This is a genomic window from Okeania sp. SIO2B9 (genome assembly GCF_010672505.1).
GTDB classification, from domain to species: Bacteria; Cyanobacteriota; Cyanobacteriia; order Cyanobacteriales; family Microcoleaceae; genus Okeania; species Okeania hirsuta.
In genome coordinates, this window is the sequence record NZ_JAAHGK010000248.1 from 1 (window position 1) to 7150 (window position 7150).

5 protein-coding genes are annotated in these 7150 nt (G+C 35.1%); all 5 read right to left on the reverse strand.

Going from position 1 to position 7150, the window contains the following annotated elements; genetic code table 11:
* Positions 1-332: 332 nt before the first annotated feature.
* Positions 333-2525, reverse strand: coding sequence for a hypothetical protein (locus F6K13_RS11240; protein ID WP_124144967.1), 2193 nt, complete (start codon positions 2523-2525; stop codon positions 333-335).
* A gap of 528 nt (positions 2526-3053) precedes the next feature.
* A complete protein-coding gene (locus F6K13_RS11245; RefSeq protein ID WP_338043180.1) occupies positions 3054-4415 on the reverse strand; it encodes a cytochrome P450 in 1362 nt (453 codons plus the stop codon).
* Positions 4416-4951: 536 nt separating this feature from the next.
* Entirely contained in the window at positions 4952-5905 is a 954-nt protein-coding gene (locus F6K13_RS11250) for a transposase (protein ID WP_124144969.1), read from the reverse strand.
* Between the two features lie 524 nt (positions 5906-6429).
* On the reverse strand, positions 6430-6855 hold the full coding sequence (locus tag F6K13_RS11255) for a hypothetical protein (protein WP_124144970.1): 426 nt from the start codon (positions 6853-6855) through the stop codon (positions 6430-6432).
* Between the two features lie 27 nt (positions 6856-6882).
* Positions 6883-7150 (reverse strand): hypothetical protein (locus tag F6K13_RS11260; RefSeq protein WP_287287400.1); only part of this gene is annotated, 268 nt, incomplete at its 5' end.

The window sequence follows — 7150 nt, forward strand, 5'->3', positions numbered from 1 at the left end:
ATAGGGAACCCACCCCTCGACCCTCCCCCTCCCAGGAGGGGAGTAATTGATAATTTATGGATAATAATTGATTTAATTTTTAATTATCGGAGGTGTCTAGATATTAATGATCGGATGTTTGTAGTGTGGGCATCTTGACCGCTATGGATATATTCATCATGGAATATGCTGTAATATTAGTCTGCCTACTTACACTTAATAGATAAGTGATAATGTAAACGTCTCGCTTACCTACGGGAGCAAGATGCTCCCACTGCCATTGCTATAAAATATTGAGATTAATCCTATATAATATCCCCCAAAACCTCTTTCTATCTCCTATTCCCTAACTATTAATTAATAAATTGTAGAAATTCTAATTGATTAGCCTTACCAACTATATCTACTAACCTTTGCCATTCTTTAAGTGAATCTGAACCCTCTCCCATGGGTTTAAAATAAGCAGGCCAAACAGGCGATCGCACCTCATATAAAAATACAGGCCATTCATTTTTTATTTCTTCTCCACGCAATACTTGATCGACAAATTCTTCTACTGCAGCAAATACGGCTAATTTTGGTTCTGATGATAAATCTGTTAAGGCTTCTTGACATTTATAAACTGTTTCTTGGTGCAATTGTTCTAAATTTTCTAGCACTTCTTCAGCGGTGGGTTTAGCAGATAACCGGAGGGAAGTATCGTCAGGAGTTAAGTCATCTAAGTGTTGTCTAATTCGGTAATGAAAATTTACCTCATAAGACATTTCAAAATTCCATAAATTTTGGAAAGCTCTGCGTAAATTAGGTTGTAACTCAGACACTTTATTCTGGGCAATAACTTGCAAAAAATCGGCTCCCCTAGCAGTAGTTAAACCTCCCAATTTTCCTTGTTCGGTTAATATTTGAGTTATTTGATACTTGGCATCATCAATTAATTGTTTTAACCCATTATCTAAGGAATTAAAATGTCGAGTTAAATGAGTCCGAATTTTATGTAAATATTCAGCATAAACAATTTCCCAAGAACCTTTTTCCCGATGTCTAACCTTAATCTCTTGTAAACTAGGAATTCCCGGATCTTCCTTACAACTTTGAATTGCTACCTCTACTTGAGGTTTAAAAAAATCTTCATCTACCAGATAACGTTGCTGCTTAAAATTATCCAGCAATTCCATTAAACCCACCGATAAATTACTCATCAACTGATTATATAAAGGTAGAAAAACTCCCATTTCATTTTGATTTGCAGTAGGACTTGCTAAAGCCTGACGCGCCTTTTCTATTTCCACCTCTACAATTTTTTGTAACTCCACCATCCGCTCTTGACAAGAAGCAGCATATTGTCGATCTAAGCTCTGAATTTTAGTAGCTAAATAATTCAAAACAGTATCTAATATTTTCAGATTAGCTACTTCCACATCAGCACAATTAGCAATAATACAATCCACTAAATTCAGATGTTTTTTATCAAGATCGTCAGCCAAGTCTTGACAATTATTCAAATTATCACCATTAGCAGAATTAGCATTAGTTTGATTGAGAATCATAAAAGACCACAAATCCAAAGGCAAATCTACAATTGCCGCCCTAGCTGTGTCATAAAGTCGGACATCAACATCTGCCCAATAGTCACCTTTAGCGCTAGGCATTCTCACAAATAAAACAGCATCAATATCCTGACTTAATGTCTGAATTAATCGTGTTTCATCTCCCACACCAGTATCACCTAATCCAGGCATATCAACTAAAGCTATTTGCCCAACATCAGTATTAGGAAAAGGGCAGGTAATTTTCACTTCTTTAACTGCTAAATAATTAAAAAATATCCGTTGACCATCAGCAGTATCTTGAGCCACATATTCCCGAATTTCATTACTAGAAATACGCTTGGGTGGAGAATTTAATAATCCCACATATTTATCAATATTAGTATGATATCGATTCAAATGTTCATACATCGCACCCGGTGCAGCATATCCAGGCAAATTTTCTGGCAATGGTGGCAAAGGTTTAGAAGCAAATTCGACTAAATTATTAGGTTTAGCACCCAGATGTAGCTTTTCATAATAGGGGGCAATGACATCATCAATAAACGACCGCTCCGAATGAAAATAAACCTCACCGAAAGTCGTAACATTAGGGTTATGACGAATCATGCTACGAACACCCGTACAATGTTGGCGATCGCCGTCGGGAATTTCTGTTGTGGTCAATCCCGTTAAACTTTGCAAAAGACGACTTTTTCCTTGTCTAGCACGACCAACTACCCCAATATTCAATGTATCGCGGGAAAAACGCACCTTCAGTTTTGCCAACGCTTCTAACTCTGTAGCAATTTTCAGATGTAGCGCCAGAAAATCAATTTCCGCCAGTCTACCTTGAATTTTCCGGTCTTCTATTTGTGTAATTAATTGATTGCGTTGAGATTCGAGAGCGTGTAGCGCGGAGGTAAGTTCCCTAAGATTGGTCTCTGTGCGTTCAATTTTCTGAACAAGGGGACGACGCTTATCGATAATATCACTAATAGTTTCATTTCTATTTCGCATAGCTAAATTCCTCTATGAATATTTCAGCAGAATTAGAGGATGGTAATTTGGAGATTTCCAATATCCTTCTCTCTGAATTTAGCTACAAATTCTCCCCCCTCGCTTCCGGTTAAATTTTAGTAATTAGTAATTGGGAATTAGCAGTTTGCAAATGGTAGTTAATTTTTATAGGACTTATATCATGTTCGGATAATCACTTATAATAAAGTCATTGCGACTGGAACGGAGTGGAAGGTTTGCGTAGCATTCCGTAAGGAAAGCAATCTCAGAGGTTTGAGATATCTCTTCTATCTATAATCCTAATTATAACTATTCAGGAGATGTCTATTAGCCCACCCGCGACAATAACACCATAGAATATTTTTTTCTACTTGATAAATCAAAAAGTCGCCTGCTTATGGGTGAGGGGAAGAGACCCAATTTTTTGGTAAAGTTCTAGTGTAGGATGGCAGAAATAACTAACCAGTTACAAAATCCTAAAAGCTTTACCAATCAATACTTTTGACTTTTGACTTCCGCATAGTGGCACTAGCCTGAATTTTTCATCATTAGTATTTTCAAACCAGAACGAGGATGTAAACTGGGAATAGAACTAAGGGATAAATCTTGATTTGGCTCTAATTTCCACTGATAATTACGCAATAGTAGAGAACTAAAAATTTTCATTTCCATTTGGGCAAAAGCATAACCCAAACAAAATCTGGAACCTCCACCAAAACCAACTAAGCTATAATCCATCTTCTTATCTTCAGCTCTTTCTCGATCAAAACGCTCTGGATCGAATTCGGAAGGATTAGTATAAACTCTTCGATCTTGGTGAGTTTTTTCAATACGATATAATACCTGCCAACCTTGAGGCACATAGTAACCGTTATAGGTAAAAGGTTTAACCACACCTCGAAAACCTCCACCAACAGGAGGATATAGTCTTTCTACTTCTTTGAGCACTTGCTCTAAATAAGGCATTTGTTTGAATTGCTCATTACTCAACTCTCCCTGCTGTTTTAAATTTTCTTGCTCCGCTTTTGCTTGTGCCAAAATATCAGGATGTTGTGCTAATGCCATACATAATGAGGTAAGCATTGATGTTGTGGTTTCATGTCCAGCAAATAGCATAAGTAGTGCCTGCACTTTAATTTCTTCCAGACTGAGACTATTCCCTTCTTCATCTCTAGTTTCGATTAATAAACTTAGTGCATCTTGAGTCGGATTTTTTTCTCTTTCTCTGATTTCTGCTTCTATATGCTTCAGTAAAAAATCTCTCGCCTTCAACGCTGAGGTATAAGTAGTAAAAGGTAGCCTAATGGGAAAACTAAATAAACCTGCGGTTAGTTCGCTAAATTTTCGAGACAAAAGTGCAGTTTTTGTTCCTGGTTTACTACCTAAAAGCAATATACTCGCAACTTCAAAGGTCATCTGTTTCATTTCTGGTAGTAAAGTCAGATGTTTCATCTCAGACCATTTCACCAAATAACGATTGATAGTATCAACCATAGTTGCAAAATAATTCCTTAAAGCTTGCCCATGAAAAGCAGGCATTAATAATCGACGGTTTCTTTGATGTTCTTCCCCTTCTTGCAAGAAAAGAGATCTGCCTAAAAGTTCGTGAAAACTTTTCGGCCAACCGTCATGCCAGGAAAAATGGTCAAAATGAGTCTGGAGAATAAAACGGTTTGCTTCAGGGCCAATCATTACAATTGTAGGACGACCTAATATATGAGTTTTGAAGATAGTACCGTATTTTTCTTCTCGTCGATCAGCGAAATTACGATCTCTTAGAAAATCAATGGTTTCACCAATTAATGGAAGTCCAAAACTACCAGGGGGTAAAGGATGAGTATTTTCTTCTGTCTTCTTAATAGTTTGCCTTTTGATAGTTTTTTGTGTGATATGATTAGTAGTCTACCATTGCTGGAATAACAACACAGACCAGATGAAGTATTTGAACAAAAACCTACGATTTAATTCTGCATTGATTCTCTAACTCGATTAATCCAGCCTTGACCTCGTTTCAGCACTAAACTTTGTGTTATTCACACGTCGGTAGTTTTATTGAAGTATTCTGTTTGTTTACTGATCCATGATCTTTAATTAGTAAAGATTTTCCAGTTCCCGATCATTCATAGCTCAATTTACAAACACCTAATAATAACAATTTTTTAGGGACATTTCATAGAACATCCCTACTTACTTCCTTGTTGGCAAGCGCCCTATCACTAGAGAATACCTGCAAATTGAGGCTATAAATAATTGCATTAAACCTTTTCGCGATTTGCTTTTTTATTTCCCCATTACTAATTACTAATTACCGAAAAATTGTGGTTTAAAACCTCCCTTTTCAAGGGGATAATAAAGAAAAAAAATCATGATTAGTCAATCCTCTTCTTTTCAAGGAGAGGTAATTATTAATTATTAATTTTTGAACATTATCCATCAGTAATTTTCTGCATTTTATTCTTAGATAGCTGACGACTAACAGAAGAAACTGCTCTTACAGGAATCTCTGTTAATTGAGCTAAAATCAAATTCCAGAGATAGCCATATTGAGGATTATTTTTCAGTAATAAAAATTCGGCAAATACATAAAATCTTTTGGTTCTTTTGTATTCAGGAGGATTATCTTCAATCCTAATTTGTTCTGGTTTAGGCAATTTATGACCGATAATTTTTCCTTGCTCATAATACTTTGCTTGAATAGAAAGTCCTAATAATCTATCCAAACACCAAAAAGGAAAATATTTAAACGGTCCTGACAAAATCATCGCATCTCTAATATCTGCCAAAGTTGCTTGTACTATTTCATTTTTCCATACCTTTTTATCAAAGTTTTCTGTATGCCATCCTTGATGATCTTTTCTTTTCCCTAAAAGACACAAGGGATTGAATTTATTATGCAAAGGAGCTATGGGTATTTCCACCATATAATTCGGTTGATTTTGTAATTTTTGGTCTCCCGTCCTTACACCACAAGTATTCATTTCATCAATATTAAATATTGATTCCCATGGAGATTTTAAACTAGCCTCATCACCATATTTTACATCTTTTCTATTAAGCCTTAAAACCCAACTATCAGGATATTTAGTAAAATATTTTCTAGTTATTTCTGCAATATCTGGATGCAAAAGTTCATCACAATTTACTGTTAAAATATATTTTCCCGAAGCATTTACTAACCCAGTCATTCTTTGAATTATTTCTCCGCGAAATGAACTATTTATTTGTTGCATTCGGGGGTCGCTAATTGGCAGTTTTTCCATTCCTGGAGGGTGGGCTAAAATTAACTCTACATCTCCATTGATTTTTAAAAGGGTTTCGATCCAATATTCAGGAAGACCTTCTCTTGTGGGTACTACAATTGATAATATTGGCTGGGTCATTTTTATGTATATTAGCTAAGTTTTAGCTACATTGTATCAAATTTTTTTATCGTCAGCCAATAATTTAATTTTGGGGTAATTTTACAGAAATTTTATAGCAAATATTGAAGAAGGAAGAAGAAAAAAGTGGATGGGGCAACTTTTAAGCATTCCCTCCGCGTCTACAAATCCTAACCAAATTGTAGAAACTCTGTAGACGGTAGGATATTAAACCAATAAAGAAAAAGATAAATAGAACTTTATCTAAATTATATTTAAAGTCTCGAACGCCATTTTTCTAATGCTAAATCAATGGGTGCATCTCAATGCAAGAATAAAGCCAAAATTTTATCGCTTTTAGGCAACAGGCAACAGGTAACAGGGAATAGGGAATATATAGGAAAAAAGTATTTTTGCAAATGTGAGATGCACCCAAATCAATTAATGAGTCTAGAGATTTATAACAATCTAAAATTTCTGTTTTTAATTCTTCTCCTATTCTTGCTTCCCATAGTTTTTTATAATGTTTAAATAGCTCCATATCTTCACAGGTGAGAGGTTTTGGTTTTTTTGGGATATTTCATAATTCTAAGAACTGCTTTAATATATTTTTCCCTCATATTTTTGCTTATCGGTAACGAAAAGTAGTATATACGATTACCAATATCGATAGAAAACTGAGAATAATTACCTCCTATTTCAATTGCTTCTATTAATTTTTGCATACTCCTTTTATGCCGATTTATTTCTGTTCCTACTCCACTGGATACATAACCTTCAATCAAAGCTTGATCTTGCCAATCTTTCCAAATTCTAGCTCTGCCAATTCTCGAACTTTCACCTCCTTTATATGGTATCCAGAGAAATATTATTAATTCGCCTTTATCCAGGAAAAATTCAGCACAAAATTTACAACTTTTCCCACTACCAATTCCATATTTAATACTCCCAGCAGAAGAAAATTCTTGCATCCTACTGTCAAACTTCAGAATTTTCTGTCAAACTCTCAATACCTCCTCCTGCTGTTGAACATCTAAATTATTTACAACTTTCAAAAGTACTGTGGGTGGGGTAGGTAAATCTAAATCATTTTCTAGCTCCTGATAGGGAATAATTGCCTTTGAAATCTCCCCATTATCAATATCTTTCAAACAAAAATAAAAGTTATTCCCATCTGAAATAACAGAAAACTCTAAAAACTGAAAATCAAGAGTGTGATATTTTCGATCTGTAAAATTATCCCGATGAAAACTAGGAGTAATTGCC

Bases quoted from the DNA above. Each gene is read 5' to 3' on its own strand.
- F6K13_RS11240 (WP_124144967.1), bottom strand. From the start codon at position 2,525: ATGCGAAATAGAAATGAAACTATTAGTGATATTATCGATAAGCGTCGT.
- F6K13_RS11250 (WP_124144969.1), bottom strand. From the start codon at position 5,905: ATGACCCAGCCAATATTATCAATTGTAGTACCCACAAGAGAAGGTCTT.
- F6K13_RS11255 (WP_124144970.1), bottom strand. From the start codon at position 6,855: ATGCAAGAATTTTCTTCTGCTGGGAGTATTAAATATGGAATTGGTAGT.